19 protein-coding genes and 1 riboswitch are annotated in these 24,492 nt (G+C 71.8%); of the genes, 11 read left to right on the plus strand and 8 right to left on the minus strand.

From position 1 onward, the window contains the following. The first annotated feature begins 117 nt into the window (after positions 1-117). Together AB0A94_RS01640 and AB0A94_RS01645 are read left to right on the plus strand one after the other, a co-directional pair. The gene (locus AB0A94_RS01640) at positions 118-1,731 is read left to right on the plus strand and encodes a succinic semialdehyde dehydrogenase (protein ID WP_361737122.1); all 1,614 of its coding nucleotides are present in this window, start codon (positions 118-120) and stop codon (positions 1,729-1,731) included. A 100-nt stretch (positions 1,732-1,831) separates the two neighbouring features. Then, entirely contained in the window at positions 1,832-3,619 is a 1,788-nt protein-coding gene (locus AB0A94_RS01645) for a GMC family oxidoreductase (RefSeq protein WP_361737125.1), read from the plus strand. Positions 3,620-3,725: 106 nt separating this feature from the next. Here the strand turns inward: AB0A94_RS01645 and AB0A94_RS01650 are convergent, their stop codons facing one another. Beyond that, positions 3,726-4,859: an LAETG motif-containing sortase-dependent surface protein gene (locus AB0A94_RS01650; RefSeq protein ID WP_361737546.1), complete on the minus strand. Its 1,134-nt coding sequence runs from the start codon at positions 4,857-4,859 to the stop codon at positions 3,726-3,728. A gap of 237 nt (positions 4,860-5,096) precedes the next feature. Between AB0A94_RS01650 and AB0A94_RS01655 the strand changes: the two genes are divergently transcribed. Beyond that, positions 5,097-6,335, plus strand: a complete 1,239-nt coding sequence (locus tag AB0A94_RS01655; RefSeq protein WP_361737127.1) for a hypothetical protein — start codon at positions 5,097-5,099, stop codon at positions 6,333-6,335. 321 nt (positions 6,336-6,656) lie between these two features. Here AB0A94_RS01655 and AB0A94_RS01660 read toward each other — a convergent pair whose 3' ends face one another. Next, a complete protein-coding gene (locus tag AB0A94_RS01660) occupies positions 6,657-6,953 on the minus strand; it encodes a chorismate mutase (RefSeq protein WP_361737130.1) in 297 nt (98 codons plus the stop codon). Between the two features lie 346 nt (positions 6,954-7,299). On the opposite strand from AB0A94_RS01660, the gene guaA reads away from it, so the two are divergent. Next, positions 7,300-8,880 (plus strand): glutamine-hydrolyzing GMP synthase, encoded by a 1,581-nt coding sequence (gene guaA, locus AB0A94_RS01665; RefSeq protein WP_361737132.1) that lies wholly within the window; start codon positions 7,300-7,302, stop codon positions 8,878-8,880. Positions 8,881-8,889: 9 nt separating this feature from the next. On the opposite strand, the gene AB0A94_RS01670 is transcribed toward guaA, so the two are convergent. After that, positions 8,890-9,369 (minus strand): pyridoxamine 5'-phosphate oxidase family protein, encoded by a 480-nt coding sequence (locus AB0A94_RS01670; protein WP_361737135.1) that lies wholly within the window; start codon positions 9,367-9,369, stop codon positions 8,890-8,892. A 183-nt stretch (positions 9,370-9,552) separates the two neighbouring features. Here AB0A94_RS01670 and AB0A94_RS01675 point away from each other — a divergent pair, with 183 nt between their 5' ends. The 3 genes from AB0A94_RS01675 (at position 9,553) to AB0A94_RS01685 (ending at position 12,835) form a co-directional block, all read left to right on the plus strand. After that, positions 9,553-10,347, plus strand: coding sequence for a class II aldolase/adducin family protein (locus AB0A94_RS01675; RefSeq protein WP_361737138.1), 795 nt, complete (start codon positions 9,553-9,555; stop codon positions 10,345-10,347). Positions 10,348-10,521: 174 nt separating this feature from the next. Continuing rightward, a complete protein-coding gene (locus tag AB0A94_RS01680) occupies positions 10,522-11,802 on the plus strand; it encodes a hypothetical protein (RefSeq protein ID WP_361737141.1) in 1,281 nt (426 codons plus the stop codon). A gap of 517 nt (positions 11,803-12,319) precedes the next feature. Continuing rightward, on the plus strand, positions 12,320-12,835 hold the full coding sequence (locus AB0A94_RS01685; protein ID WP_361737144.1) for a DoxX family membrane protein: 516 nt from the start codon (positions 12,320-12,322) through the stop codon (positions 12,833-12,835). 12 nt (positions 12,836-12,847) lie between these two features. On the opposite strand, the gene AB0A94_RS01690 is transcribed toward AB0A94_RS01685, so the two are convergent. Together AB0A94_RS01690 and AB0A94_RS01695 are read right to left on the minus strand one after the other, a co-directional pair. Then, positions 12,848-13,084 (minus strand): hypothetical protein, encoded by a 237-nt coding sequence (locus AB0A94_RS01690; RefSeq protein WP_361737146.1) that lies wholly within the window; start codon positions 13,082-13,084, stop codon positions 12,848-12,850. Further along, positions 13,071-14,435: a PspC domain-containing protein gene (locus AB0A94_RS01695; protein WP_361737149.1), complete on the minus strand. Its 1,365-nt coding sequence runs from the start codon at positions 14,433-14,435 to the stop codon at positions 13,071-13,073. The genes AB0A94_RS01690 and AB0A94_RS01695 overlap by 14 nt, the downstream gene beginning before the upstream one ends. 179 nt (positions 14,436-14,614) lie before the next feature. Between AB0A94_RS01695 and AB0A94_RS01700 the strand changes: the two genes are divergently transcribed. The 3 genes from AB0A94_RS01700 (at position 14,615) to AB0A94_RS01710 (ending at position 17,372) form a co-directional block, all read left to right on the plus strand. Further along, complete coding sequence (locus tag AB0A94_RS01700; RefSeq protein WP_361737152.1) at positions 14,615-15,907, plus strand: PspC domain-containing protein; 1,293 nt, start codon at positions 14,615-14,617, stop codon at positions 15,905-15,907. Then, positions 15,904-16,617 carry a response regulator transcription factor gene (locus AB0A94_RS01705; RefSeq protein WP_361737155.1) on the plus strand — a complete coding sequence of 238 codons (714 nt, stop codon included), beginning with the start codon at positions 15,904-15,906 and terminating at the stop codon, positions 16,615-16,617. Before AB0A94_RS01700 ends, AB0A94_RS01705 begins: the two co-directional genes overlap by 4 nt. 401 nt (positions 16,618-17,018) lie before the next feature. Continuing rightward, positions 17,019-17,372, plus strand: a complete 354-nt coding sequence (locus AB0A94_RS01710) for a hypothetical protein (protein WP_361737158.1) — start codon at positions 17,019-17,021, stop codon at positions 17,370-17,372. A gap of 83 nt (positions 17,373-17,455) precedes the next feature. Here the strand turns inward: AB0A94_RS01710 and AB0A94_RS01715 are convergent, their stop codons facing one another. After that, complete coding sequence (locus tag AB0A94_RS01715; RefSeq protein ID WP_361737161.1) at positions 17,456-18,643, minus strand: NlpC/P60 family protein; 1,188 nt, start codon at positions 18,641-18,643, stop codon at positions 17,456-17,458. A 7-nt stretch (positions 18,644-18,650) separates the two neighbouring features. Further along, positions 18,651-18,808: riboswitch (cyclic di-AMP (ydaO/yuaA leader) on the minus strand. 255 nt (positions 18,809-19,063) lie between these two features. On the opposite strand from AB0A94_RS01715, the gene pcrA reads away from it, so the two are divergent. Then, entirely contained in the window at positions 19,064-21,544 is a 2,481-nt protein-coding gene (gene pcrA, locus AB0A94_RS01720) for a DNA helicase PcrA (protein WP_361737164.1), read from the plus strand. A 33-nt stretch (positions 21,545-21,577) separates the two neighbouring features. Here pcrA and AB0A94_RS01725 read toward each other — a convergent pair whose 3' ends face one another. Then, positions 21,578-23,098 (minus strand): peptidoglycan DD-metalloendopeptidase family protein, encoded by a 1,521-nt coding sequence (locus AB0A94_RS01725; protein ID WP_361737167.1) that lies wholly within the window; start codon positions 23,096-23,098, stop codon positions 21,578-21,580. Positions 23,099-23,439: 341 nt separating this feature from the next. Further along, entirely contained in the window at positions 23,440-24,306 is an 867-nt protein-coding gene (locus tag AB0A94_RS01730) for an alpha/beta fold hydrolase (protein ID WP_361737170.1), read from the minus strand. Positions 24,307-24,492: the final 186 nt, after the last annotated feature.

Genomic DNA, 24,492 nt, shown 5'->3' on the forward strand with positions numbered 1-24,492 from the left:
CGGCCAACGCCCTGATCAGGAGCTTCGTTGCCAGCGTTCACTGGCGATGTGTGAGCGGTGGGCGAATCTGTTACCGACGGGTACACAAAGTGTTCCCCCGGGCATACCCTGCGGCTCATGACGGACGCGCAGACCCGGGAAACGACCGGCACCAACCCCCTCGCCCCCGCGCCGGCGGGGGCCCGCACCGCCGCCGACGTGGTCACGCCGGAGCTGGTCGCCCAGCTCACCAAGGGCGTGGCCGGCTCCGGCCGGACCGCCAACCACACGCCGTTCACCGGCGAGAAGCTGGCCGACCTGCCCGAGTCGACGCCCGAGGACGTCGAGAAGGCCTTCGATGCGGCCCGCGCCGCCCAGGCCGTCTGGGCGCGGATCCCGGTACGGGAGCGCGCCGCCGTCCTGCTGCGCTTCCACGACCTGGTGCTGAGCCGCCAGGCCGAGGTGCTCGACCTGATCCAGCTGGAGACCGGCAAGGCCCGGCTGCACGCCCACGAGGAGGTGCAGGCCGTCGCCGTCGCCGCCCGCCACTACGGCCGCCGGGCCGCCGCCTACCTGCGGCCCAAGCGGCACGCGGGCGCCGTGCCGGCCCTCACGAAGGTCACCGAACTGCGCCACCCGCGCGGTGTGATCGGACAGATCGTCCCCTGGAACTACCCCCTCGAACTGTCCGTCGGCGACGCGCTGCCCGCACTGGTGGCAGGCAACGCGGTCGTCATGAAGCCAGACACCGAGTCCTGCCTGACCGCCCTGTGGGCCCGTGACCTGCTGATCGAGGCCGGTCTGCCCGCCGACGTCCTGCAGGCCGTCATCGGCCTGGGGCCGGTCGTCGGCCCCGAGGTCGTCAAGCGCGGCGACTACGTCTCCTTCACCGGGTCCACGCGCACCGGCCGTGAGGTCGCCACGGTCGCCGCCGACCGCCTGGTCGGCGTCTCCCTCGAACTGGGCGGCAAGAACGCGATGCTGGTCCTGGAGGACGCCGACATCGAGAAGGCGGCGGCCGGCGCCGTGCGCGCCTGCTTCTCCTCAGCCGGTCAGCTGTGCATCTCCATCGAGCGGCTCTACGTCCACGAGTCGATCGCCGACGCCTTCCTCGACCGCTTCGCGGCACGCACCCGCGCGATGCGGCTGGGCACGTCGCTGTCCTACGGCGCGGACATGGGCTCGCTGGTCAGCGGGCACCAGCTGGAGACCGTGAAGCGGCACGTGGACGACGCCGTCGCCCAGGGAGCGCGCGTCGTCGCGGGCGGTGTGGCGCGGCCCGACATCGGCCCGTTCTTCTACGAGCCGACCATCCTCGACGGCGTGACCGACAGCATGACCCTGGCCTGCGAGGAGACCTTCGGCCCGGTCGTCTCCGTCCACCGCTTCGCGACGGACGACGAGGCGGTCGAGCGCGCCAACTCCACCCCGTACGGGCTCAACTCGTCGGTCTGGACGAGGGACGCCCGGCGCGGCCGCGGGATCGCCGCCCGGCTGCGCACCGGCACGGTGAACATCAACGAGGGATACGCGGCCGCGTACGGCAGCGTCCAGTCGCCGATGGGCGGCATGAAGGACTCCGGACTCGGCCGCCGGCACGGTTCCGAGGGCATCCTCAAGTACACCGAGTCCCAGACCGTCGCCCACCAGCGCGTGCTGCCCATGGCCCCCTCACTGGGCATGGACGACGAGAGGTACGCGGCCTTCATGAGCCGCAGTCTGCGCCTGATGAAGGCGTTCCGGTTCAGGTAACCACCTTCAGGGGCGCGGGGCCGCATCGATATGCGGCTCCGCCGCGCGAGCGCGAGCAACCGCGGATCACCCGCACGCGACACTCAACGAGGAGACACCCGTGCCCAAGGACGCTTACGACTACGACGTCCTCGTCGTCGGCTCCGGCTTCGGCGGCTCCGTGACCGCCCTCCGCCTGACCGAGAAGGGATACACCGTCGGCGTCCTCGAAGCCGGCCGCCGCTTCACCCGCGACACCCTGCCCAAGAACTCCTGGGACCTGAGGAACTACCTCTGGGCGCCGAAGCTCGGCATGTACGGCATCCAGCGCATCCACCTGCTGGGCAACGTCATGGTGCTGGCCGGAGCGGGCGTCGGCGGCGGCTCGCTCAACTACGCCAACACCCTCTACGTGCCGCCGAAGCCGTTCTTCGAGGACCCGCAGTGGGGGCACATCACCGACTGGCAGGAGGAGCTGGGCCCGTACTACGACCAGGCGAAGCGCATGCTCGGCGTACGGCTCAACCCGACGATGACCCCGTCGGACGTGCACCTGAAGGCGGCGGCCGAGCGGATGGGCGTGGGCGACAGCTTCCACATGGCCCCGGTCGGCGTCTTCTTCGGCGACGGCGAGGACGCCGACGGGAAGGTGCGGGCGAAGCCGGGACAGGAGGTGCCCGACCCGTACTTCGGCGGGGCGGGACCGTCGCGGCGGGCCTGTGCCGAGTGCGGCGAGTGCATGACCGGCTGCCGGCACGGCGCGAAGAACACCCTCAACGAGAACTACCTCCACCTCGCCGAGAAGGCGGGCGCGGTCGTGCACCCCATGACGACGGCCGTGTCGGTCACGGAGGACTCGCGGGGCGGGTTCGCCGTCGCCACGCTCCCCACCGACGACCGCCGCAAGGGCGAGGGCCGCACCTTCCGCGCTCGCCGGGTCGTCCTGGCCGCCGGCACCTACGGCACCCAGACGCTGCTGCACCGCATGAAGGCGGGCGGGCAGCTGCCGCACCTCTCGGAGAGGCTGGGCGAGCTGACCCGCACCAACTCCGAGGCCCTCGTCGGCGCGCAGACCGACGACCGCCGCTACCGCAGGGCCACCGGCGCGCCGAAGGCCGACTTCACCCGCGGTGTGGCCATCACGTCGTCGATCCACCCGGACGAGAACACCCACATCGAGCCGGTCCGCTACGGCCGCGGCTCCAACTCGATGGGCGGGCTGTCCATCCTCCAGGTCCCGTACGCGGGCGGCGGATCGGGCGCCGCCCGGGTGCTCGGCTGGCTGGGCAACGCGGCGCGGCATCCCTGGCTGCTGCTGCGTTCGCTGTCCAACCGGCGCTGGTCGGAGCGGACCATCATCGGCCTGGTGATGCAGTCGCTGGACAACTCCCTGACGACGTACCTCAAGCCGTCCGGGGCCGGCCGCGGGCTGCTCACCGCCCGGCAGGGCCACGGCGCCCCCAACCCCAAGCAGATCAAGGCGGCCACGGAGGGCGCGTCGGCGCTGGCGGCCGAGATCAACGGCTTCGCCGGCTCCAACGTCGGCGAGCTGACGGGAATGCCGCTGACCGCCCACTTCCTGGGCGGCTGCCCGATCGGCGCGTCCCGCGAGACCGGTGTGATCGACCCGTACCACCGCCTCTACGGACACCCCGGCATCTCGGTCGTGGACGGGGCGGCCGTCTCGGCGAATCTGGGCGTCAACCCCTCCCTGACTATCACGGCACAGGCCGAGCGGGCGATGTCGTACTGGCCCAACAAGGGCGAGGCCGATCCGCGCCCCGCGCAGGGGGAGGCCTACCGGCGCCTGGAGCCGGTCGAGCCGAAGTCCCCGGCGGTCCCGGCGGAGGCGTTCGGCGCGCTGCGGCTGCCGTTCCTGGGGATGCCGGCGGTGCCGCCGAAGAAGTGAGCGGTGGCGCCGAGGAAGTAAAGGGAAGAGGACCTGTGCCCCCCTCCGAGCTCAGGTCCTCTTCCCTTGTCCTGGGTGAGGCCGCACGCGGTGCGGCCGGGCGGCGTTACGCCTCCGCACCGGCCTTGCGCCGGCGCACCACGAACACCGCACCGGCACCGGCCACGACGGCGAGACCGCCGGCCAGGCCGATCATCGGCAGGGCGGAGTTCGAACCGGTCTCGGCGAGGCTGCCGGTGACCTTGACGTCCTTCACCTCGGCGAGCTCGACCTTGCCGCCGGTCTGCGGCTTGGCGTCGTTCGGCTCACCGGGGTCGGAGCCGGCGGCCAGGATGTCGAAGAAGTAGATCCAGCCGTTGGAGTCGTCGGCGAGCCAGCAGCCCTCGTCGTCCGCGTACTCGGCGAAACCGCCGGTGATGCCGAGCGCGTCGGGCACCTTGCCGCTGACGCTCAGCCGCAGCTGGTACGAGACCGACTGACCGGCGCCGAGCGAGAACGCGGCGAACGTACCGCCCTCACCGGCGGCGTCCGCGAGCGTGTTCCACGTCCCGGCGGCCTTGTCGAAGACCTGGACCGTGATCTGGCCGGAGTAGTCCTTCTCGTCCCAGCCGAGGGCCGCGACGCCGATCAGCGGCTTGATGTCCTTGATCTCGTCGTCGCTGCGATTGGACACGTCGAACGAGAACGCCGTCCAGCCGCTGCCGGCGACGATCGTCTCGGGCAGCCCCGACAGACCGCTGCGCAGGTCGGCGCTGAGCTCGGCGGTGCTGTTGCCCTCCTCGTCGAGGCAGAGCTCGACGTCGTCCTCGTCCTCCGCCGGGGGGTCTTCGTCCTCGGCGGGCGGGTTCTCGCCTTCTGCCGGGGGGTTCTCGTCCTCGGCGGGCGGGTTCTCGCCTTCTGCCGGGGGGTTCTCGTCCTCGGCGGGCGGGTTCTCGTCCTCCGCCGGGGGATTCTCGCCTTCCGCCGGGGGGTTCTCGCCTTCGGCGGGCGGGTTCTCGCCTTCTGCCGGGGGGTTCTCGTCCTCGGCGGGCGGGTTTTCACCCTCCGCCGGGGGGTTCTCGCCTTCGGCGGGCGGGTTCTCGCCTTCTGCCGGGGGGTTCTCGTCCTCGACGGAAGTGCTCGTCGACGTGCCCGGCGTTTCCTCGCTGCCGGTCGCGAAGGCTGCCGGAGCCGAGAGAAGGGCCAGTGGCGCGATGACGGCCGTCGCGGCCGCTGCGGCCATGGCACGGCGAAGCTTCATGAAGACCTCGGTGAGTCCGGCGTACTGCTCGGGTGCGGTACGAGAGGGAGGCTCCTCCGCAGAGGGAGCCACGGGTGTGATCCGTGAGGATTCGGTGAGTTCGATCAACAAGGCCGGTGGATGGTTGTCCTGCTCTTCACGGAATTCTTATGTGAGGTGGATCACAAGCGGAGGGTGATCATCATTGGCGTACGCTCGGCCGCCTACGACCGCCACCGAGAGAAAGCCCACGACCCCGTGGCCGAACAGTCGTCCGAAGAGTCCGGACCGGAGTCCTCGTCCCTCCCCGACGACGTCTGGGAGAAGTTCGTCCGGGACAGCGAGCGCGACATCCGCGCCTCCGCTCCCAAGGAGCCGTCGGCGCGGGCGCGCATGGTGACCGAACGGCTGCGGGCCATGGACGAGGCGCAGGCCGGGGCGGCCGGTGGCGGCAAACGCCGCTGGGGCAGGAAGCGGAAGCCCGTGCGGCCCGCCCGGCCCGAGGGGTGGCGTACGGGCCAGGCCTGGCAGGAGGGGAACGGCCGCACCTCGCGACGGCGCCGGGTCTGGAGCGCGGTCGGCGTGGTGGTGGCCGCGGCGCTGGCCGTGGTCGCCGTCAATCCGTCCGCCGCGCTGTCCTGGCTGCCCGGCGGCCTCGGTGAGGGGTCCGGCGCGTCGGACGGGGCGCGGACGGCCGACGCCACGCCGCTGGCCCCCGAGACCGCCCGGCCCAGCGCCGCGCCCTCCGCCGTCCCCGCGGACGTCCCCACCCGTGAGAGGCCGTTCGCCGGATCCCCGGCCGCCGGGTGGGAGACGGGGGCGGACGCCGTCCGGCTGCCCGAGGCCGAGGCCGTCAACGGAGTCCCGGCCGCCCGGATCGAGGCCGCGCTGAAGGGGACGAAGGAGTTCCTGGTCGCCTCCAACCTCGATCCCGCGGTGCTGAAGGGCGGCCGGCCGGAGAAGGCGCTGGACCTCGTGGACCCGTTGGAGAAGGAGTACCTCGCCGAGCTGCGCGCCGGGCTGCGCGAGCCCACGGTGAAGAACGACCCGGTGTGGACGTTCACCCGCTTCGATCCCGAGGAGGTCGAACTCGTGGGCGGCGTGCGGGTCCGTGGCCGTATGACGGTCGAGGCCGTGAGCGGAACGGCCGGAAGGGCCGTGATCAAGGCCGACTACACCTTTGTGTACCCGGTGGCCCGGGCCGGCGGCGGTGACGAGGTGACCCGGGCCGTCGTTCGCCGGTCGGTCGAGGTGGAAGCCGTGGACCCGGCCAGGTTCCGGAACAGCGAGGGGCACATCCGGCTCGCCGCCGTCAACAGCGAGATAGCCAACGACGACTGCCGGGAGGGCGACGGCGTGATCCGTCCGCAGTTCTTCGCCGACCGGCGGACCGCCGCTCCCGAGCCGTCCGGGGAGGCGCGCGATCCGTACGACCGCAGCAAGGAGCTGACGGCGGACGGGCGCGACGAGGAGTGCGGCGTCGTGACCCGTACCTGAGACGCGCGCCGTTGTCCGAGACGCGCGCCGTTCGTCCGGCACGGTCCCGGACGGTTCCCGCCGGCCGGTCCCGGGCGTCCCCGGGACCGGCCGTTCTCCGGGTGACCGGGCCGCTGTCCCCTGCTGTCCGGTCACTCCTCCGGAGCGAGGTCCCACGGCGCACGGCGGAACCGCACGCCTCATCGCTCCGGAGAGCCACGCGTGGTTCTCCCGGTCCCGTCCCTGGCCGGCACGGACACCGGTACCAACGAAGCGGTCCCGGTGCCGGTCACGCGCCGGACGGGTGAGGAGCGTGCGTGCGCCCGTACCGCGGACGCGGATTCAGATCCTGCCGCGGCACAGCTCCAGCAGGGTCATCGCGAGCGCGGTGCCCGGCTTGCCCAGGGCGTCCCGGTAGTGGGTGAGGACCTCCATCTCGCGGGACAGGTTCACCCGCCGCCCGCCGGAGGCGATCCGTTCCTTCTGGATGACGGCCGACACGGCCATCCGTTCCTGCACCAGACCGATGATCCGGTCGTCGAGCGCGTCGATCCGCTCGCGGGCGTTGGTGATCAGCTCGGCGGCCTCGGTGGTGCGGGCGCCGGTCCTCTCGGTCGACTCCGTCGTGGTGGCGGTCATGCCGGGGCTCCTCGGTGGGTGGGTGCGGTGCCCCGGAGCGGCGAGGTCCGGAGGAAAACGCCAGGCGCCCCGGACCTTGTCGGCCCGGGGCGCCTGGGAAGTCGCTTGTCAGTTGCTCAAGCAGCACGACCATGGCAGCCGGCGGGCCGGTCGCCATAGGTAAAGAGGAAGGTCGGGTGCGTGAGCATGGGGCCAGTATGCCCGGCCCGCCGCGGCCGTCCAACACGGATCGCATGGTGAGACGGGGCCCCGGCGGGGGCGCCGACCCGGCCCGGGACGTGTCCCGCCGCCACCTCGGTAGAATTGGGAGGCACAAGACCCCCGCCCCACCGCCGGAAGGCACCTCGTGTCATCAGCGTCTCCCGCTGCCAACGCGCCCGACACCGTCCTGGTCGTCGACTTCGGCGCGCAGTACGCCCAGCTCATCGCCCGTCGCGTCCGCGAGGCGCGGGTCTACAGCGAGATCGTGCCGAGCACCATGCCGGTCGAGGAGATCCTCGCCAAGAACCCGGCGGCGATCATCCTGTCCGGCGGCCCCTCGTCCGTGTACGAGGAGGGCGCCCCCCGTCTCGACCGCGAGATCTTCGAGGCCGGCGTCCCGGTCTTCGGCATGTGCTACGGCTTCCAGCTCATGGCCCAGAGCCTGGGCGGCCAGGTGGACAACACCGGCGCCCGTGAGTACGGCCGCACCGGTCTGCACGTCTCCAAGAACTCCTCCACCCTCTTCGAGGGCACCCCGGACGAGCAGGCCGTCTGGATGTCGCACGGCGACGCCTGCTCCGCCGCCCCCGAGGGCTTCTCCGTCACCGCCTCGACGGACGTCGTCCCGGTCGCCGCGTTCGAGAACGACGACAAGAAGCTCTACGGCGTCCAGTACCACCCCGAGGTGATGCACTCCACGCACGGGCAGCAGGTGCTGGAGCACTTCCTGTACCGGGGCGCGGGCCTCACCCCGGACTGGACCACCGGCAACGTCATCGACGAGCAGGTCGCCGCGATCCGCGAGCTGGTCGGCGACAAGCGCGCCATCTGCGGTCTGTCCGGCGGCGTGGACTCCGCCGTCGCCGCCGCCCTCGTCCAGAAGGCCATCGGCTCCCAGCTGACCTGCGTGTACGTCGACCACGGCCTGATGCGCAAGGGCGAGACCGAGCAGGTCGAGAAGGACTTCGTGGCCGCGACCGGCGTGCAGCTGAAGGTCGTGGACGCGCAGGAGCGGTTCCTCACGGCTCTGAAGGGCGTCTCCGACCCCGAGGAGAAGCGGAAGATCATCGGCCGGGAGTTCATCCGGGTCTTCGAGCAGGCCCAGGCCGAGATCATCGCGGACGAGGGTCCGGCAGTGGAGTTCCTGGTCCAGGGCACGCTCTACCCGGACGTCGTCGAGTCCGGCGGCGGCACCGGCACCGCCAACATCAAGTCCCACCACAACGTGGGCGGCCTGCCCGAGGACCTCGAGTTCAAGCTGATCGAGCCGCTGCGCAAGCTGTTCAAGGACGAGGTCCGGATGGTCGGCCAGGAGCTCGGCCTGCCGGAGGAGATCGTCCAGCGCCAGCCGTTCCCCGGCCCGGGCCTGGGCATCCGGATCGTCGGCGAGGTCACCAAGGAGCGGCTGGACCTGCTCCGCGAGGCCGACGCCATCGCCCGTGAGGAGCTGACCGCGGCCGGTCTCGACCGGGACATCTGGCAGTGCCCGGTCGTCCTGCTCGCGGACGTGCGCTCGGTGGGCGTCCAGGGCGACGGCCGCACCTACGGTCACCCGATCGTGCTGCGCCCGGTCTCCAGCGAGGACGCCATGACCGCCGACTGGTCCCGGCTGCCGTACGACGTCCTCGCGAAGATCTCGACCCGGATCACCAACGAGGTGCGGGACGTCAACCGCGTCGTCCTCGACGTGACCTCCAAGCCGCCGGGCACCATCGAGTGGGAGTAGTCCCCGCCGTCACGTCCGCCTGAGAGTGCGCACCGGCTCTCCGGGCTTCCAGACCTGGACGACCAGGTACTTGTCGTCCTCGACGTAGGTCCGTACGACCTCCGTCAGCTCGGTGCGGAAGAGGTGGAACGGCTCCGGCGGTTCCACCTCTTCGGCGTATCCGGCCCGGGTCTCCGTGTCGGCGTCGGCGATCTCGACCGCCCGGCCGCCGATGCGGACGTCCCCGCCGCCCATGCCCGTGCCGTCACCGGGGTTCGCCTGGAGCGCGAAGCGCGGGTCGCGGCGCAGATCGAGCGCCTTGAGCGAGTGCGGCATCATGCCGAGCCAGAGTTCTCCGTTCAGGAAGCGGACCTCCAGGCCGGTGGTGCGTGGTGAGCCGTCCTTGCGCAGGGTCGCGAGGACGTGGTGGGTGTACGCGGCGAAGCGTTCCTCCACAGTCTTGGCGAAGTCCGGTTCGGCGGCGGCGAAAGCCTCCCAGTTCGTGTTCATGGCGCCGAGTGTGGCGGGGATACCGGACACCTTGTGTCGGATATCGGCGGTGTCCTCCGGATGGAGCAGAGGGGCCCGCGCCGCTTCTTTCGGGCCCGCGCCCCTTCTTTATCGAAGAGAGCTGTCGTCCGGGGCTGCCCACCGGTAACTTCCGCCCCGTACGCAACCCCCGCGGGAGGACTCATGCACGGGCCCACGCCGCCCCTGCCGTTACCCACCGACAGACTGCGCTTCGCCATGCCGCCCCGGCACGAGTCGGCCGAGGACGAGCGCCGGCACCGCAAGGAGCGGCTCGCGGGCGCGCTGCGGCTCTTCGGGCGGCTCGGCTTCGAGGACGGTGTCTCCGGGCACATCACCGCGCGCGACCCGGAGTTCAGCGACTGCTTCTGGGTCAACCCGTTCGGGATGTCCTTCCGGCAGGTCACCGTGAGCGACCTGGTGCTCGCCAACCGGGACGGCCAGGTCGTCGAGGGCGGCCACCACGTCAACCAGGCCGCGTTCACCGTGCACGCCCAGGTGCACGCGGCCCGGCCCGACGTCGTCGCCGTCGCCCACTGCCACTCGGTGCACGGCCGCGCCCTCGCCGCCCTCGGCGGCCTGCTCGACCCGATCACCCAGGAGAGCTGCGCCTTCTACGAGGACCACGCCCTCTACGACGCCTACAGCGGTGTCACCGTCGACGCCGAGGAGGGGCGGCGGATCGCGGGTGTGCTCGGCTCCCGCAAGGCGCTGGTGCTGCGCAACCACGGGCTGCTCACCGTGGGCGACTCGGTGGACGCGGCGGCCTGGTGGTTCGTGGCGATGGAGCGGTCCTGCCAGGTGCAGCTCGCCGCGAAGGCGGCGGGCCGGCCCGTCCTCATCGACCACCGGCAGGCGGTGGCGACGCGGGAGCAGCTGGGCGGGGACCTGGTGGCGTGGATCAGCTACCAGCCGATGTGGCAGGACATCAGCCGGAGCGAGCCGGATCTGCTGACATAGGCGGCGGGTCAACCCGGCGTCGTGGAGTTCACCCGTACGGACCGGGCCTGCCGGACGGGGAGGGGACGGGGTAGGGCACAATTCGCTGTCGTCACCGGGGACTTGTGTGGGGGCCGGTGGCGGTGATCGTGGGTCGATTCGTGGTCGTGACGGTGGGGAAGGCGGGCTTCGGGCGTGGCGGTGCAGGAGGCGAGGCAGGGCGGCCCCGACATGGGCGCCCACGGGGGCGGCTGCACCTGCGGGGACTGTCCGCACGGGGTGCGTGAGGGGCATCGGCGCGCGGTCGCCGCGTTCCTGCTGAAGCGGGACGAGTTCGCGGCCGGGCAGGGGGTGCCGGCCGCGGTGGCCCACTCCGCCTCCGCCTCCCGGCAGTGGGTGTCGGAGGAGCTGACGCAGGCCGCGGAGGTCGTCGCCGAACGGGGGCGGGCCGAGGGCGCGGCGTGGCTGGTGCGGCTGTGGCGGCGGACCGCGGGTGTGGTGTGGGCGGGCGTCGTGCTGCTGCTCCTGGGACAGGCGCTCACGGCGATCGGCGCGGGATGGACCGCCGCGCGCACCGCCGGGTTGCTGGCCGCGCTGGTGGTGGCCGGGGCGCTGACCGCCGCGTCGTGGTTCCACCGGGCGCGCGGGGGTGTGCTGGCGCCGGTGATCGGGGAGGACAACCGGCTCTCCACCTCCCGTGCGGTGGCCGCGTGCTGGGTGCTGTTCCTGGCGTTCGCGGTGCTCGTTCTGGTGGGGCGGCTCGCGGCCGCCTCCGGCAACCGGGAGCGGGACGCCCTGATCGACGGGCTGGAACTCGCCCGCGGTGCCGGTGTGGTGACCGTGCTGGCCGTGGTGTGCGGGATCGCCGTGCTGGTGCGGCGGGTGGTCGGGCTGCGGGTGCTGGGGCAGCGGCTGCAGAAGGTACGCGCGCACCGGCCCAGGGCGGCGGACCTGCTGACCGACGACTCGGGGCGGGGGAGCTTCGCCGACATCCAGTACGTCGTGATCAGCGGTGTCGCCCTGGCGTTCGCGGCGGTGCGGCTGGCCCGGCGGCCGGACCAGTTGCCGGATCTGCCGTGGGGGCTCGCGGTGGTGGTGCTGGTGTCGGCGGCGACATATCTCGCGGGGAAGTACGCGGAGGGTGGACGTCCGGTCATTCTGTCGGTGGTGCGGGCGCGGGAGGCCGGCGATCTGGACGCGCCGATCCGGACCGGGGACGACATCGAGATCCGGGGGGCCGGGTTCGTGCCGGCGGGGGCGCAGGGGGCGGACCGGTTGTCGCGGATGGTGGTGCGGGTGGGGCCGGTGAACGTACATGTGCCGTTGGTCCCTGTGACGGGCGGCTTCGACAACCCGACGGACGCGCTGCTGACCGTGCCCGTGCCGGCGGAGGTGGAACCGGGGCGGGTGGAGGTACAGGTCGTCACGGCGGCGGGCGTGGAGACGAACCGGTACGCGATCGACGTGACGGAGTAGGCCGGAGCGGGTGCCTGCGGCGCGGCGTCGGGTTCGGTGGGGTGCCTGCGGCGCGGCGTTCGGTCCGGTGAAGGTGGGCGTAGCGCCCATGGTCGGTGGGTGGGTCGGGGCCGTGTCGGGGGTGTCCGTCCTCGGACCGGCGCGGATCACGTTGCTTGGTGGGGCCGAGGGCGCGGACGCGCCGGCCACCCCCGCCCCGTCCCCTCCGCGCCGTACGCGGCTTCCGCCGCTTCCGCGGGCAGTCGTGCCTCCCCCCAGTGCCTGAAGGGCCTGGGAGGTGCCCCCAGGGCGGCACGGGTGGGCGCGACGGCACCCCGCTGGCGCCGGGCTGCGCGACCTACCCCCGGCCCGCACCTACACGGAGCACCCCATAACGCGCCGGTCCGCACACACCCACGCTGCTTCTCAAGAAAAACCTCGCGCCCAGGGTTGAACCGTGAACGATTGCCGCACGTATGGACTGACGCGGAGGCCCCGGCACGGCAGTGAGAGGCGGCGGACAGCGATGACTCACAGTATGCGCACGAACACGCACTCCCCACACTCCGGCGGCGACAGGGACTGGCGGGACACCGCCACCCGCTACGCCCTCGTGCCCCTGCGCATCTTCCTGGGCATCACCTTCGTCTACGCCGGCCTCGACAAACTCACGGACAGCGCGTTCATGAAGGACGCCGGCGCCGGATCGATCGGCGACATGATGCGCGGCGTCCGCGACTCCTCCGCCGTTCCCGCGCTGGTCGACATGGCGTTGGAGAGCCCTGTCGCATTCGGTTACGCCATCGCCCTCGGGGAGTTGGCCGTCGGGATCGGTACCCTGCTCGGCCTGCTCACCCGCCTGGCCGCCCTGGGCGGCGCGCTGATCTCCCTCAGCCTGTGGCTGACCGTGAGCTGGGCCGCCGATCCGTACTACTACGGCAATGACCTCCCGTATCTGATGGCCTGGATCCCGCTGGTGCTGGCGGGCGCTCCGTTGCTGTCCGTGGACGCCGCTCTGCGGGCGAGGCGGCGGCGGACGGGGGAGTACCGGTAGTTCCGCTCCCGCTCAGGGCGTCGTCCCCGTGTCGGTACCCCGGGGGACCGGCCTGTCTCGGCGGCGGCGCACGAGGCCGGTCAGGGAACCCACCGCGCCGGCCAGGCAGAGCCCGCCGGTGACCACGGGGATCACCACGAACCACGGGGTCTCCCAGATGCCGCCCGCGTCGCCGGCGTAGATCACCGCGGCGAGGGTGAGGAAGGTGCCGGCGATCAGCTTGCCGGGCTGGAACTCATGACGCAGCACGGCTCACCTCCGCCTGTCCCGCACCGACCTGGAGATCGAGGTCGAGCGTGCCCGCCTCCTCGACGCCGGCCGGCGGCTCCAGGGTCACCTCCTTGTGCTTGCCCGGTGCCACGTCCACGTCCTTCTGTCTGTCGCCCGGCAACTGGATGTCGCCCACTCCCACATCGATGCTCAGCCGCACGGTCACGTCCCCGGGCACAATCACGTGGATCCGGCCCAGGCCGACATCGGCCCGGGTCGAGACGGTTCCGTCCGGGGGGACGCGTATCGCCGACAGGTCCAGGACGCCCTCGCCGGCGCCCAGGTCGTAGACCGGGCGTATCTGCGCGACCGAGGTGGGCTCCCAGGTCGTGCGCTTCCAGTCGGTGCCGATGTCCTTGGGAAGGGCGGACGAGCCGGCGAGCAGGCCCGCCGTGACGACCGCCAGGATGATCGATCCCGCCCCGGTGCGGCCGAGGAACGCGCTGACGGCCACGCCGATGCCGAAGACGGCGAGCGCACAGGCGAGGCCGGTCTGCAGGCTGGTGCCGAGGGGGTGCTGTTCCCACGTCAGCCCGGTGCCGAGGCCGCCGGCGAGCAGGGCGAGCAGGAAGATCCAGCCGCCGGTCCCGCGGGGGCCGCGCGGCTCCGGCGGCCGGCGGAGCGGTGCGTACGCGGTGTCGCGGGTGCGGGTACGGGTTCGGGGGTCGAGGCCGATGTTGACGGCGGCGGCGATGTCCATGTGGCGGGAGTCCCGGGGGCCCCACAGATAGCCCGTGCCCCCGACGTGCGTGCCGTCCTTGACGATGGGGTCACGCCACCACGACGGGAAGGCGGAGGGGGCCGGCGGTGCCTGGGGCTCCGGCGGGGCGTCGGCCACGGCCTGGGCGGCGATGTGGTCGGGGCTGGGCGCACCGCGCCGCCGTGACCAGTACCCGGCGCCGGCGAGCAGCAGGGACAGTATGACCGCGAAGCTCAGCACCCCGTCGTTGCTCAGCATGGTGAGGAAGACGCCGCAGCCGACCAGCGCGAACAGCACGGCCGTCAGGGTGTGGCCGTCGACCCGGCCGGTCAGCAGCCGGCGGATCTCGTTCTCGTCCTCGTCCTCGTACGGGACGAAGAGCCAGGCGAAGCCGTAGAAGATGAGGCCGATGCCGCCGGTGGCGGACAGGACCGCGAGCGTGATCCGGAAGATCACCGGGTCCATGTCGCACTGCCGGCCGAGCCCCGCGCACACCCCGCCGAGCATCTGGTGCCGGCGGTCGCGCCGGAAGCGTCCGCTCTCGTCGGCCGGCTCCGGTGGCGGGGCGCTCGCTCCCTCCGGGGCGGAGACGGGTCCCGGATCCGTCGCGGCGTGCTGGTGATCGGTCATGGGTCCATGGTGACGGGCGAGCCGCCGCGGCGGCAGTCGGTACGACCCTGGCCGGACCCTGATATCGGTCCCCGAGCGGGACCGGGGGAGCGTTCGACGGCGCCGGCCCGTGGAGATCAGGGGAGTCTCCGGGGCCGACCCTGATGCTCCGGTACTTCGGGCGTGTGACCATCATTGGCATGTCGGAAGCCGCAGCAGCGCCCGTAGCCGAGCCGCGGCCGCCGCGCAAGCTCTACCGCAGCAGTGACGGACGCTGGCTCGGTGGTGTGGCGCGGGGGCTCGCGGGACACCTCGGGCTGCCCGTGATCTGGGTACGTCTCGTCTTCGTCGGTCTGTTCACGGCCGACGGTCTCGGCGCGCTGCTGTACGCCGCGTTCTGGTTCTTCGTACCGCTGGGCGTCGGCGGTGTGGACGCGCAGAAGCCGCCCTCCCTGGTGACGACGGAGACCTCGGCGGACGGCCGGCGCAGGCTCGTCACCCGGAAACCGGACAAGGGCCAGATCGTCGCCCTGCTCCTCATGGTCGTGGTGGCCATGATCTTCGTGGGCAACGTGAACCTGAGCAACGGCGCCAAGGCCTACCTCTGGCCGACCGTGCTGGTCGGCGCGGGCGTCGCCCTGGTCTGGCGGCAGGCGGACAACGCACGCCGGGCCCGCTGGATGGAGGTCGGCCGCCGTCGGCGCACGGTCACGCTGCTGCGTGCGGTGGCCGGCGTCCTGCTGGTGACGGCGGGCGCCTCGGGCATCTTCGTCCTGCGGGGCTCCGGCAGCCACCTCGGCTCGGTGCTCCAGGCGGCCCTCGCGGTCCTCGTCGGCATAACCCTCCTCGCCGGCCCCTACCTCGTGCGCATGACACAGGACCTCTCCGAGGAGCGTCTGATGCGCATCCGGGCCCAGGAACGCGCGGAGGTCGCCGCCCATGTCCACGACTCGGTGCTGCACACCCTCACCCTGATCCAGCGCAACGCGGACAACGCGGGCGAGGTGCGCCGCCTGGCCCGGGCCCAGGAGCGCGACCTGCGCGCCTGGCTCTACAAGCCGGAGGGCAACGGCAAGGACGAGGACGAGGAACCCACCACGCTCGCCGAGGCGGTGAAGCGCAACGCCGCCGAGGTGGAGGACAAGCACGGCGTCCCCCTCGAGGTCGTGGTCGTCGGTGACTGCCCGCTCGACGAGAGAATCAGCGCACAGATGCAGGCCGCGCGCGAAGCGATGGTCAATGCCGCCAAGTACGGTGGCGAGGGAGGTGCGGTGCAGGTCTACGCCGAAGTCGAGGGGAGGACGGTCTTCGTGTCCGTCCGGGACCGCGGCCCCGGCTTCGACCTGGACTCGATACCCGCCGACCGCATGGGCGTCAGAGAATCGATCATCGGCCGCATGGAGCGCAACGGCGGCACGGCGCGGCTGCGCGCGGTGCCGGACGGCGGCACGGAGGTCGAGCTGGAGATGGAGAGGGCGGAGAGGACGTCATGAGCGAGCCGACCGAGGCGAACGGAACGACGGGACCGGCGGAGGGTGCCGGGCGTCATGTGCGCGTCGTCCTCGTCGACGACCACCGCATGTTCCGCACGGGCGTCCAGGCGGAGATCGGGCAGACCGCGCAGACCGGTGTCGAGGTGGTCGGCGAGGCCGCCGACGTCGACCAGGCGGTCACGGTCATCACCGCGACCCGGCCCGAGGTGGTGCTGCTCGACGTGCACCTGCCCGGTGGCGGCGGTGTCGAAGTGCTGCGCCGCTGCGCCCCGTTGATGGGTGACGCCGAGCAGCCGGTCCGGTTCCTCGCCCTGTCCGTGTCGGACGCGGCGGAGGACGTGATCGGGGTGATCCGGGGCGGTGCCCGCGGCTACGTCACCAAGACGATCACCGGGACCGACCTGGTCGACTCGGTCTTCCGGGTCCAGGAGGGGGACGCGGTCTTCTCGCCCCGCCTGGCCGGCTTCGTCCTGGACGCCTTCGCCTCGACCGACGCCCCGCCGGTCGACGAGGACCTCGACCGCCTCACCCAGCGCGAGCGGGAGGTGCTGCGGCTGATCGCCCGCGGCTACGCCTACAAGGAGATCGCCAAGCAGCTGTTCATCTCGGTGAAGACGGTCGAGTCCCATGTCTCGGCGGTGCTGCGCAAGCTCCAGCTGTCCAACCGCCACGAACTGACCCGCTGGGCGACGGCACGGCGACTGGTCTGAGGGGCCGTTCGCCGGGCGCTGTCGGGTCCTGTCGGTGCGCTGCCACCTGGACTCCCGTCCTTGTCCACGACCGCGCGGAGTGGAGCGCCGTCCGGGCGGTCCGGCGGCGGGTGCACGGGGGAGCGTTCGCCACCGGACCTACTCGGCGGTGGTGTCCGGCTGCCGCCCCTGGACCGGGCGGCGGTGGAGAACCGGTCACCTGGGAGGACGCTAGGCCCGGCCGCGCGGTCCCGGCGACGGGTTGTGCGGAAGTGGCGTGAGCGGACCGCCTGTGACCGGGAGTGGCCGTGATCCCGTTCCGGTTTGGCCGTCTTCACCCAGAGTGATGACCGATATGCCGGAGGAGGGACGGACGAGGGCGCCGGAGTGCCATGAGGCGGCTATGGCTAGGCTCCGGCCCCATGGACGTACTCATCCACCTCTTCGTCGGTCTGCACATCATCGGTATCGCGTCGCTCCTCGGCGGTTTCCTCACCCAGATGAAGGCGATGGGCGAGGGCACCGCCCGGTTCAGCCCGGCGATGCTGCACGGCGCGCTGACGATGCTGGTCACCGGTGTGGTCCTGGTCGGCCTCAACCAGGCCCAGGACTACTCCGTCGACAACATCAAAATCGGCGTGAAGCTGGCCCTGCTGATCGTGATCCTCGGCCTGGTCTATGTGAAGCGGGACGAGGAGAAGGCGGACAAGGGCCTGTTCGGCCTGGTCGGCCTGCTGACCGTGACGAACGTCTTCATCGCGGTGCTGTGGACCTGACGGCCTCCGCCCGGCGCCGCGTGTCGTAGCGCCGGGCTCCGTGCCCCCGGGCAGGCCGGGCCGGGCACAGCCCCCCGGGCAGGTCAGGCCGGGCGCACCACGCTGTGGATCGAGGACTCGCCGTCGTAGTAGATCGACTCCTCGCGGACGTAGGTACCGGGTTTCGGCGCGTGGATCATCATCCCGTTGCCGATGTAGATGCCCACGTGGGTGACGTCGTCGTAGAAGAAGACCAGGTCACCGGGCTGGGCCTGGGAGACGGGAACCGTCGTGCCCGCGTTCACCTGGTCGTAGGTGGTGCGCGGGAGGGTGACGCCGGCGGCCTTCCAGGCGGCCTGGGTGAGGCCGGAGCAGTCGTAGGAGCCGGGGCCGGTGGCACCCCAGACGTACGGTTTGCCGATCTGCGCGCGGGCGAAGGTGAGGGCCTTCTCGGCCTTGGTGGTGTATGAGGAGTCCGTCGAGGGCGAGGTGGCCGAGCCGGAGGACCCGGAGGACCCGGAGGTGCTGCCCGAGGTGCCGCCGTCCTGCTGGGCGGCGGCGGCCTCCTCCTGGGCCCTCTGCTGCTCCGCCTGCTGCCGGGCGAGCTCGGCGGCCTTGCGGGCGGCCTCCTTCTGCTTCTTCTTCTCGATCGCCGCGAGCCGCGCCTTCTCCTCGGCGGTCAGCTTCGACATCAGCTCGCGTGCGTCGGTGAGCTTCTTCTGGACGGTGGCCTTGGCCGTCTTCAGGTCGCCCTGGGACTCGGTGAGCGTCTCGAGGCTCTCGGTGGCCTCCTGGCGCTTCTTCATCGTCTCGGACTGCTGGGTGACGTAGTCGTCGACCGCTTCCTTCTGGCGGCCGGTCATCCGCTCCATCAGCTGGGACCGGTCGAAGAAGTCCTGCGGAGTGTCCGCGAGCAGGAAGGTCGCGGTGTCGGGGACACCGGCGCCGGTCCGGTACTGGGCGGCGGCGAAGGAGCCCAGCTCCTCCCGCGCCTCGTTGAGCTTCTGGGTGCGCTCGGCCACGTCGTCGAGGAGGGTGTCGACCTGCTTGCGCTGCTTGGCGGTCTTCTCCTTGGCCGCGTTGTACTTCTCGGTCGCCGACTCCGCCTGGCGGTAGAGGTCGTCGACCTTCTTCTCGACCTCCTCCAGGCTCGGCCTGCCGTCGTCGGAGGGGGTGGCGCCCGCCGTCTGGGACAGCAGGGCCACGGAGGTCAGGGCGGCCGTGGCGAGGGCCGGGGTCCGTATGCCTGCCACGCGGGTGCCGGGGATGCGCGACTTGCGGTGCGACGCCAAGGGAGGCGACTCCTTCCAGTGCTCCGCCTACCGGGTTAGCTGTCGGGTTCGGGCGGATGTCTCGGAAGGGTTGCCCTACGGCCGCTCCGCGGGGGAGTGGGCCGATTCACCCCAAGGTCTCGGTGGGTCCCCGGCTCCGGCTGCCGCGATCGGCAGGGACGGACTCGGCGGAGGCCGCGCGGCCCGGCGAGGTTCGCCGGTGGGGGTCGTACGGCCCGCCCGCACCGTAGCCAACTGGTGTGGCCCCTGTGAAGGTTGATGGGTGATATGCCCGATACATTTTCGTGACCTTGCGCGCGGGGTCACGCAGGGTGAAGTGCTGGTTCTGGAGGGTGCGTGCCCTGTCCCGGCCGCCGGAATCCGGGGATGTTCCCGGGGTGGCCCCGGGTTGTCGGTGGAGCGCCCTAGACTCGGAGAGCGATGAGCAGCCTCTTTGACGACAGCTTCCTGGCGGACCTCCAGGCCCAGCAGGGCCCCGCGGACGAGCCCCCGCCGCCGCCCGAGGACGAGCACGTGCCGGAGCAGGTCCCGGACGACCTGTTCGGCGGGAAGTTCGACGTGCCGCCGGACCGGGACGCGTATTACCGCGACGGCGCGCCGCGCCCGGTGATCGACGCCGCCGCGCTCCTCGAAGGGCTGAACGACAACCAGCGCGCCGCCGTCGTGCACTCCGGCTCCCCGCTGCTCATCGTGGCCGGCGCCGGCTCCGGCAAGACCCGCGTGCTCACCCACCGCATCGCCCACCTGCTGGCCGAGCGGCACGTCCACCCGGGCCAGATCCTCGCGATCACCTTCACCAACAAGGCCGCGGGCGAGATGAAGGAGCGCGTCGAGCAGCTCGTCGGCCCGCGCGCGGGCGCCATGTGGGTCATGACGTTCCACAGCGCGTGCGTGCGCATCCTGCGCCGCGAGAGCAAGAGGCTCGGCTTCACCTCGTCGTTCTCGATCTACGACGCCGCCGACTCCAAGCGTCTGATGGCCCTGGTCTGCCGAGACCTGGACCTCGACCCCAAGCGCTTCCCGCCGAAGTCCTTCAGCGCCAAGATCAGCAACCTGAAGAACGAGCTGATCGATGAGGAGGACTTCGCAGCCCGGGCCGCCGACGGTTTCGAGAAGACCCTCGCGCAGGCGTACGCCCTCTACCAGTCGCGGCTGCGCGAGGCGAACGCGCTGGACTTCGACGACCTGATCATGACGACGGTCAATCTGCTCCGTGCCTTCCCGGACGTCGCCGAGCACTACCGCCGCCGCTTCCGGCACGTCATGGTCGACGAGTACCAGGACACCAACCACGCCCAGTACGCCCTGGTGCGCGAGCTCGTCGGCACCTCCGAGCACCCCGCCGACACCCCGGCCGGGCCCGAGGTCCCGCCCGCCGAGCTGTGCGTGGTGGGCGACGCCGACCAGTCGATCTACGCCTTCCGCGGTGCGACGATCCGCAACATCCTCCAGTTCGAGGAGGACTACCCGGACGCGACGACGATCCTGCTGGAGCAGAACTACCGCTCCACTCAGACCATTCTGAGCGCGGCCAACGCCGTCATCGAGCGCAACGAGTCCCGCCGCCCCAAGAACCTGTGGACCAACGCCGGCACGGGCGCGCGGATCACCGGGTACGTCGCGGACACCGAGCACGACGAGGCCCAGTTCGTCGCCGACGAGATAGACCGTCTCACCGACGCGGGCGAGGCGAAGGCGGGCGACGTCGCCGTCTTCTACCGCACCAACGCCCAGTCCCGCGTCTTCGAGGAGATCTTCATCCGCGTCGGCCTGCCCTACAAGGTCGTCGGCGGCGTCCGCTTCTACGAGCGCAAGGAGGTCCGGGACGTCCTGGCCTACCTGCGGGTGCTCGCCAATCCCGAGGACTCGGTGCCGCTGCGCCGCATCCTCAACGTGCCCAAGCGGGGCATCGGCGACCGCGCGGAGGCCATGATCGACGCCCTCGCGCAGCGCGAGAGGATCAGCTTCCCGCAGGCGCTGAAGCGCGTCGACGAGGCGTACGGCATGGCCGCGCGGTCGTCGAACGCGGTCAAGCGGTTCAACACGCTGATGGAGGACCTCCGTACGGTCGTCGAGTCCGGGGCGGGCCCGGCGACGGTCCTGGAGGCGATCCTGGAACGCACCGGCTACCTCGCCGAGTTGCAGGCGTCCACCGACCCGCAGGACGAGACCCGCATCGAGAACCTCCAGGAACTCGCGGCCGTCGCCCTGGAGTTCGAGCAGGAACGCGGCGAGGGCGAGTCGGTCGCGCTGTCCGACTTCCTGGAGCAGGTCGCCCTGGTCGCCGACTCCGACCAGATCCCCGACGAGGACGAGGACGGCTCCGGCGTCATCACCCTGATGACCCTGCACACCGCCAAGGGCCTGGAGTTCCCGGTCGTCTTCCTCACCGGCATGGAGGACGGCGTCTTCCCGCACATGCGCGCCCTGGGCCAGACCAAGGAGCTGGAGGAGGAGCGGCGGCTGGCGTACGTCGGCATCACCCGCGCGCGGGAGCGGCTGTACCTGACCCGGTCGACGCTGCGCAGCGCGTGGGGCCAGCCGTCGTACAACCCGCCCTCGCGCTTCCTGGAGGAGATCCCGGCCGCCCATCTGGAGTGGAAGCGGACGGGGGCGAGTTCGCCCGTGTCGTCCGGTCCGGTGTCGGGAGTGGCGGCCTCGCTGTCGTCGTCCCGTTCCCGCTCGTCGGCGTCGGGCGCCTCCGGTTTCGCCACCCGGCGGACGGAGGAGAAGTCCGTGGTGTCACTGGCGGTCGGGGACCGGGTCACGCACGACCAGTTCGGCCTCGGCACCGTGGTCGCGGTGAAGGGCACGGGCGCGAACGCGGAGGCGACGATCGACTTCGGGGACACCAAGCCGAAGCGGCTGCTGCTGCGGTACGCGCCGGTGGAGAAGCTGTAGCGGCGCGGGCCGCGACCCGTCGGGGGGCGGCCCCTACGACGGGTCGAGGCCGTGGCTGCGGAACCAGGCGAGCGGGTCGATCGCCGAGCCGCCGCCGGGGCGGACCTCGAAGTGCAGGTGCGGGCCGGTCGAGTTGCCGGAGTCCCCGGAGAAGGCGATCGGGTCGCCGGCCTTCACGGTCGTGCCGGAGGCGACCTGGTAGCTGGAAAGGTGGCAGTACCACGTCTCCGTGCCGTCCTTCGCCGTCACGATCATCATGTTGCCGTAGGCGGAGTTGAACTGCGTGCGCACCGTGCCGTCGGTGGCGGCCATCACCGTCGCGCCGTACAGGACGGGGAAGTCGATACCGGTGTGGGCGGACATCCAGTTGATGCCGGACTGGCCGTAGTAGGCGCTGAGTCCGTGCTGTGCGACCGGGAGTGCGAACTTCGGGCGCAGCCGTTCCTTGCGGGCCGCCTCTTCCGCGGCCGCCCTGCGCTCGGCCGCCTGCTGCGCCTTGAGGTCGATGCGCTCCTGGGTGCGGCTGGCCCGGTCGGCGAAGTCGTCGGCGCCGGCGGCGAGGCTCTCCAGCTGGGTGTCCAGCTTGATGTTGGCGGTGGACGGTTTCACCGGCTGGACGTCCGCCGCGCTCGTGGCCGTCTCCTGGCCGCCGTCGTCGGTCAGATCGCCGACCGAGGCCGCTGCGATGCCGGCGACACCCATCACGCACGCCGAGGGCACGGCCACCGTCAGTAGCGCGGAGCGCTTGGCGGGCGTACGGCGGCGGGAACGGGACCCGGAGCGCGAGGCCGCGCGCGGCGCCGGGGCGGGGACGGTCTCCTCCTGCTCCTCGAGCAGGTGCACCGCGGGCAGCTCACCGGTGTCGTCCGGCTCGTCGGCGGCGGGAGCGTCGTAGGGCTCCTGGTCGAGCGACTCGGCCTGCGGCTCGTGGGACTCGGCCTGGTGCTCGTAGGACTCGGCCTGCGGCTCAGGGGAATCGGACGCGGACGCCGGGGCGGTGGTGTCGCCGCCGTCGGAGTTCCACTGGGTGGCGTCGTGGACACCGCTGTCGAAGGTCTGCGTGCCCCAGTCCCACTGCTGGGTCCGGTCGGCGGGGTTCCCGGCCTGATCGGGCTGGAGCCACTCACCGGCGTCCCACTGACCGCTGGTCTCCGGCGAGGTGGCCTGCGGCGGGATCACCGTCATCGGGTGATGGCCGGTGCCCCAGGCGGTCGTGTCGTAGCCGCCGGTGTCGTACGCGGACGGGTACGGGGCCGCGTACGTGTCGTACTGCCCGGTGTCGTGACCGCCCGTGGGCCAGTGCCCGGTCTCGTACGCGCCCGTGTCGTGGCCGCCGCCGGGGAGGTCGCCGAAGAGGGGGTCGGCGGCGAAGGTTCCGGTGGGGTGGCCGCCGGTCCCGAAGTGGGTGGCGGTAAATCCGGTGGCGTCGTACTCGCCGTACGTGGTGAAGTCGCCGTACTGGGCCTCCTGGGTGCCGTACGACGCGTAGGGCGCCGAGGCGGCATCGGAAGCCGGAGTCGGGTCCATGGTCCCCGACGGGTGACGGTCGTTCACCAACTTCTCTTTCGCCTCGACAACAGGGGCTGCCAGAGCAGTGCGGCGACTGTACCCGGCGGTACGCGGGCACGACAATCTTCCGCAGGTTTCGCGCGCGCAGGAAACGGGCAATCGGTCGTCTTTTGGCGGACGACGGGCACGGTCTTGGCTTTTTGTTCGAGGTTTGTTCGAAGTGGTGGGGGTCGGCGGCGGTAAGTGGGCCGTCCCGGACCGTCGTTGTTCGGATTGCTGTCGAGGGGACGCGCGGTCCCGGCCGTCCCGCGGTGCCGGTGCCGGGCGTGTCGCGCCACCGTCGCGCCTCACCTCCGCGTGGTGGGCCGACCGGGCCCGGCCGGCCGTCAGGCCACCGTCAGGCCTTCCGGGCGGCCGGTGGACGGCTCTCCGGGAAGCGCCGTGTCCAGGGCCTGCCGTATGCGGGTCGCCACGGCAGGGTGCACGGGCAGGGCGAGATGGCCCACACCGCTCACCCGTACGTTCATCGACGTCAGGTCGGGGTGCTCGACGCACGCCGACTCCAGCGGGTCCATGATGTGGTCGAGGTCGCTCCAGAAGGCGACGAAGTGCGTACGGCAGCCCGGTGCGGGCTGAGCAAGCTCCTCGAGCACCGGCGAGCCGGGGCGCATCTGGCGCACGATGGGGTGCGCGTTGGCCAGCGGCGCGACGCGGGTGCCGGAGTGCGGGGTGCCGAGCGTGACGAGCGTCCGCACGCGGGCGTCACCGCCCAGCCGCTGCACGTAGTACCGCGCGATGAGCCCGCCGAGGCTGTGCCCGACCACGTCGACCCGGCGGCTGCCCGTGCGTTCGCACACCTGCTCTATGTGTCGGCCGAGCAGTTCGGCCGCGATGCGGATGTCGCAGGTCAGCGGCGAGTAGTTGAGCGACTCGATCTGCTGCCTGCCGTGCTGGGCGAGGCTGCGGCGCAGCAGGACGAAGACCGACCGGTTGTCGATGAAGCCGTGCAGCAGCACCACCGGGGGCTTGGCCTCCGCCGGCAGCTGCGCGGCGCCGCCCGGGGCGGGCAGCGCGGGGCTCGCACCCCGGCGCTCCTGGACGATGCCGGCGGGATAGAGCAGGAGGTGGCCCGCCAGGATCGCCAGCTCCAGGGCGGTCGCCTTCAGCAGGGCCAGGGAGAGATCCGCCAACCGGGTCGGCAGAAGACGCCGGCAGAGCGGCAGGAAGGGAAGAGCTGTCTCGGTGACCTTCATGGCCGACCTCCTGTCGGCACGCGGAAGGACAGCCCTGTCCCCCGTGTGCCCTCATGGGAAATCGCTACGAGAGCGGTCGACGGTGCGCGCGTGCGATGCGTGGAGGGGGCGCGGCGGTGCGGCGACCTCGGTGCGGATCCCTTGTGCGCATGTTCCCACCGTTGCCCGAGTGGTGCACGGGCACGC

It is taken from the genome of Streptomyces sp. NPDC044984, assembly GCF_040646935.1.
Lineage (GTDB): Bacteria > Actinomycetota > Actinomycetes > Streptomycetales > Streptomycetaceae > Streptomyces.

Coding starts and splice junctions, on each gene's coding strand:
- AB0A94_RS01700 (WP_361737152.1), top strand. CDS start 14,615: ATGTCGGAAGCCGCAGCAGCGCCCGTAGCCGAGCCGCGGCCGCCGCGC.
- AB0A94_RS01650 (WP_361737546.1), bottom strand. CDS start 4,859: ATGAAGCTTCGCCGTGCCATGGCCGCAGCGGCCGCGACGGCCGTCATC.
- AB0A94_RS01640 (WP_361737122.1), top strand. CDS start 118: ATGACGGACGCGCAGACCCGGGAAACGACCGGCACCAACCCCCTCGCC.
- pcrA (WP_361737164.1), top strand. CDS start 19,064: ATGAGCAGCCTCTTTGACGACAGCTTCCTGGCGGACCTCCAGGCCCAG.
- AB0A94_RS01675 (WP_361737138.1), top strand. CDS start 9,553: ATGCACGGGCCCACGCCGCCCCTGCCGTTACCCACCGACAGACTGCGC.
- AB0A94_RS01685 (WP_361737144.1), top strand. CDS start 12,320: ATGCGCACGAACACGCACTCCCCACACTCCGGCGGCGACAGGGACTGG.
- AB0A94_RS01730 (WP_361737170.1), bottom strand. CDS start 24,306: ATGAAGGTCACCGAGACAGCTCTTCCCTTCCTGCCGCTCTGCCGGCGT.
- AB0A94_RS01695 (WP_361737149.1), bottom strand. CDS start 14,435: ATGACCGATCACCAGCACGCCGCGACGGATCCGGGACCCGTCTCCGCC.
- AB0A94_RS01670 (WP_361737135.1), bottom strand. CDS start 9,369: ATGAACACGAACTGGGAGGCTTTCGCCGCCGCCGAACCGGACTTCGCC.
- AB0A94_RS01710 (WP_361737158.1), top strand. CDS start 17,019: ATGGACGTACTCATCCACCTCTTCGTCGGTCTGCACATCATCGGTATC.
- AB0A94_RS01705 (WP_361737155.1), top strand. CDS start 15,904: ATGAGCGAGCCGACCGAGGCGAACGGAACGACGGGACCGGCGGAGGGT.
- AB0A94_RS01660 (WP_361737130.1), bottom strand. CDS start 6,953: ATGACCGCCACCACGACGGAGTCGACCGAGAGGACCGGCGCCCGCACC.